We start from the raw sequence: 3,953 nt of genomic DNA, 5'->3' as shown, positions 1-3,953 counted from the left end.
TGTCCATTAAAGAATTATTTGTCACTTTTAAATAATTACTGTCAAGTGGTATAAGAGGCTAAAAGCCTGATAGATACAGGGGTTAGTGCTTTTTGCTGCTTTTGTATTTTTTGAACGTTATTAAATAATTAAATGCCTTTTCTTGAAAAAATGGCTCCTTTAAGCTTAAATAATTAAATGCCTTTTCGGGCAGAAGTCGCACGTTTGTGATACTTAAAAGCAGCAATGCTAGAAAAGAAAGCTAGCCAAGGTGAACAAAACAATCTGTCTGAGGTGACACCCGACAGTGAGGAGTTGACGGCTCCCACTCAACAAGACCACAAAATCTTGATTGAGCAAATTGAGGATGCCCAGATGAAAACAGAAATTCTCATGAAAATGGATGCGATAGAGGACATCCGTACTACTTCTGGTGATGGCAAACAGGAGCGTATCAAACAGTGGGCGCAAAAGTTAGGGAAGCATCCACGAACCATTACTCGCATGTTGTCTAAGGCAGACATTGAAGGATTAGCCGCAATAGCCAAAACCAAACGCGCGGATGCTGGTAAACGTAGAGGGAAAAAGCAGTGGCAGCCCAGCATCGAGTATTGGGTGGATTTTATCGAAAAAACTTATAGAGATGGCAATAAAAATAGCCGTCGCATGAATCGCAACCAAGTTTATAACCAGGTGAAGGGACACGCCGAATTGGAATTAGGGTTGAAAGAGAGTGAATACCCAAGCCATGTTTTTGTTTATCAAGTGCTAGCTCCCTTAGTCGAAAAGAAAAAAGTCCGACATCCAGGGCAAGGTTCTCGGATTGTAATTAAGACAACGGCAGGAGAGTTAGTAGTTGAGCGTAGCAATCAAGTCTGGCAAATAGACCATACTCGTTTAGACACTTTATTAGTAGATGAAAATTTAGAACTAGCTGGTAGTCTCTACATTACTGTGGTCATCGATAGCTATTCTGGGTGTGCAATGGGGTTCTATCTGGGCTTTGAGGCAGCAGGGTCTCATGAAGTAGCACTAGCCCTGCGTCATGCGATTTTGGCCAAACAGTATCCGCCTGATTATCAAATACAACATGAGTGGATGGAAGGGGGGCTGCCTGAGTATATTGTCACAGACCGAGCCAAGGAATTTAGATCGGGGCATTTGCGACGAATTGCAATGGATTTGAATATTCAACTACGGTTACGTGCTTATCCGCAGCAAGGAGGTCTAATTGAAAGCCTGTTTGACAAAGCAAATAAAGAGGTTTTGTCAATGCTACCAGGCTATAAAGGCTCCAATGTCCAAAAGAGACCATTAGATGCCGAAAAATATGCCTGTATCACCTACGAAGAATTTGAAAGAATATTAACTCGATATTTTGTTGACCACTACAATCAACATCTCTATCCTAGAGTCAAAAATCAGACACGAATTCAACGGTGGTGGGCAGGGTTAATTGGCAAACAACCTAAGCTATTAGAAGAACGTGCGTTAGATATATGCTTAATGAAGACAGTACCGCGCTGTGTGCAAGCCTATGGCTGTGTACAGTTCGAGTGCCTAATCTATAGCGCCACTTGGCTACAAAAATTTGAGGGACAACAAGTTACTCTCAGATACAATCCCAGCAATATTGTTACTCTCCTGGTTTATAGCGTGGAGAAGAACAATCAAGCTTCTGTTTTTCTAGGTACGGTAAAAGCTAGAGATTTAGATGAAGAACGGCTGTCCTTGAAGGAGTGGAAGGCAATAAAGCAAAAGATTCGCTCTGGTGGTAAAGCTATTGACCAGTCGTCAATTTTATCAGAGCGACTAGCTTTAAATGAGTTCGCTCAAGAGAAAATCAAGACTCTTAAACAACGACGAGCTTCAGAACAAAAACGCATTAACCGCAAATTAAATCAAAGCAAAGTCATTGAATTATTTCCTGAAGGAAAAGAGACTACTGTTATTTTAGAAAAGCAAACGGATGCGACTGAGCTATCTCATCAATCAGCAATAAATTTGGTCAGTGAACCCAAACAACAATGCGCTAAACCGAGTCAAAGCATTGTTTATGACTGGAACCAAATTATCGAAGAGAATTGGTAGTCTTTATGTCGCAATCATCACCCAATTATCAAGAATTTATAGAAGAACAAGAGCCTCAAGCTGATCTGGGGACACTATCAAAACATCCACCAGAAATAGAATCTTTGATTGAGCCTATTAGAAAAAGTGATACCTATTACCTTTTCATTCGAGACCGACAACTTTTCAAATGGTTAGATTTCCAACGTGACTCTAGAGCTAATGGTTATGTTGTTGCAGTTAGTTGTGCAGATTTGAGAAAAGCTTGTCAATTTTATCGCTTGAGATATGTACGCAAACGTGGAAGCTTACACTCAATTCCCATGCCTGTTGTTTATGCACAAGTTCAGCAGCCTGGTTCTCCGACAGATTTATTTCTAGCAATTTTGTCAGAATTGAGTAATCCTTTTACGGGAGTATGCCAATTAAAACTCTTAAGAAATCGTACTTGGATGACACTCAGTTACTACAACGTTAGTGTGCTAATCATTGGGAATGCACATTACCTCAGCTATCAATCTTTTAACGAGCTTGTTGAAATTACTCGCCACTTAAAAATTTCCGTAATTCCTGTTGGTTCGCTTTATCTACATGAAATTCTCACCCGTCAAAGTAAGAAATATACGGATGTAGCCAATACATTTTTAGATTGGCATGAATTTAGCTCATTCCAGAAACAAGAAACAGTAGAAGTCATATCAAGTTGGGAGTCTCAAGTTCTAGGCGGCTGGAAGCAACCATTAAATCTCACAAGTGATAGTGGCATCGTAAACATTCTTTATGAAAGGTCGGGGGGACAGGCTGAAACTCTATATGAAATGCTACGAAAAATTGCAATTTTCTCCCTAGAAAAACCTGATTTAGCTCTAGACGTTTCATCTTTAAAATCCATTCTGTTAACTCGTAGTAAACCGTCTAGCAGAGTATCCCTTTAGCTGAATAATTCAAACATATAAGAGTTATCCTAGTTGAAAAGTACCATTAGTCTCTAGCACAAGCGTAAGTACCCCCACTTTCATAAAGGTAAGTAAGTTTTTTGAGTTTTTTTTAATCCCCCGTTATTTTTAATATCGCTGCATCTAAAATATCAACATCACTTTTTGGATAAGTGAAAGACTCAATATTCCGAAATAGCTTTTTCTTAGGTAAAGTTCCGTGCCTTTGTTTAAAAGCATCATTAGCATACAATTCGATATGTATGAGTTGATTGTCAGTTATTTCTTTTCCTAAATATTTAGCTCGCTCTTTGACTAACCAATACTCTTTATTTTGAGTATTTAGTTGTCTTTTTTTACCTGTTTCCTGATTACTAGCTATATATTTATCTAAATAAGAGGGCAAATTTTGTTCTAGGTACTTATCTACCTGTTGTTTAATCAGCTGTTCCCAATCTATTTTTCCTGGATCTTTTATATTCCCTGAACTCTTAACTACTTCGCTTAAGGGATTATTTACATACTGGGAGATAAAATTAATTAGTACGGCAGTGGCTGTTGTACTGTTATCTCGACACTGGCGGGTGAACTGTTCCCAAAGTTCTACATCGCAGTTGAATGAAGCTAGTTTTTTATTACGTCCAGTGTTGCTCATATTTACGTCTTGTCTAGGTACAGTTAGATCCGCTAAACCAGGCTCTAACAATGTTTTATCCTTATAGGTAATACCTATACTTTACCTAGATGACAATTCTCAAGTCACCGAGCCAATTATGCCCTTTGAGATGCAGAAACCACTGTTTCAGTACCTGTTAGATCATGATTTTACTATTGTGGGTGAAAGGTGACACTAATTCTTTAAAACTGGAATTTACCGAACTAGACCATGACTCTAATTCCAAATGACTCAAAAAATCGAGTGCCTGGACACTAATTCTTTAAAACTGACAAATAATTCTTTAATGGACA

3 protein-coding genes are annotated in these 3,953 nt (G+C 38.7%); 2 read left to right on the top strand and 1 reads right to left on the bottom strand.

The window, feature by feature from the left end; translation table 11 throughout:
- The first annotated feature begins 225 nt into the window (after nucleotides 1–225).
- Nucleotides 226–2,070 carry a TnsB C-terminal domain-containing protein gene (locus LC586_RS39900; protein WP_229491293.1) on the top strand — a complete coding sequence of 615 codons (1,845 nt, stop codon included), beginning with the start codon at nucleotides 226–228 and terminating at the stop codon, nucleotides 2,068–2,070.
- Between the two features lie 5 nt (nucleotides 2,071–2,075).
- Nucleotides 2,076–2,984 carry an ATP-binding protein gene (locus LC586_RS39895; RefSeq protein WP_229491292.1) on the top strand — a complete coding sequence of 303 codons (909 nt, stop codon included), beginning with the start codon at nucleotides 2,076–2,078 and terminating at the stop codon, nucleotides 2,982–2,984.
- A 112-nt stretch (nucleotides 2,985–3,096) separates the two neighbouring features.
- Here the strand turns inward: LC586_RS39895 and LC586_RS39890 are convergent, their stop codons facing one another.
- On the bottom strand, nucleotides 3,097–3,690 hold the full coding sequence (locus LC586_RS39890; RefSeq protein WP_229491291.1) for a hypothetical protein: 594 nt from the start codon (nucleotides 3,688–3,690) through the stop codon (nucleotides 3,097–3,099).
- Nucleotides 3,691–3,953: the final 263 nt, after the last annotated feature.

The sequence above is a fragment of the Nostoc favosum CHAB5714 genome (assembly GCF_020829495.1).
In the GTDB taxonomy this organism is placed as follows: domain Bacteria; phylum Cyanobacteriota; class Cyanobacteriia; order Cyanobacteriales; family Nostocaceae; genus Nostoc; species Nostoc favosum.
This window is presented reverse-complemented; position numbering and strand designations above follow the sequence as displayed.

What these genes read in the sequence shown, in the direction of transcription:
- LC586_RS39900 (WP_229491293.1), top strand. Translation starts at nt 226, where the DNA reads ATGCTAGAAAAGAAAGCTAGCCAAGGTGAACAAAACAATCTGTCTGAG.
- LC586_RS39895 (WP_229491292.1), top strand. Translation starts at nt 2,076, where the DNA reads ATGTCGCAATCATCACCCAATTATCAAGAATTTATAGAAGAACAAGAG.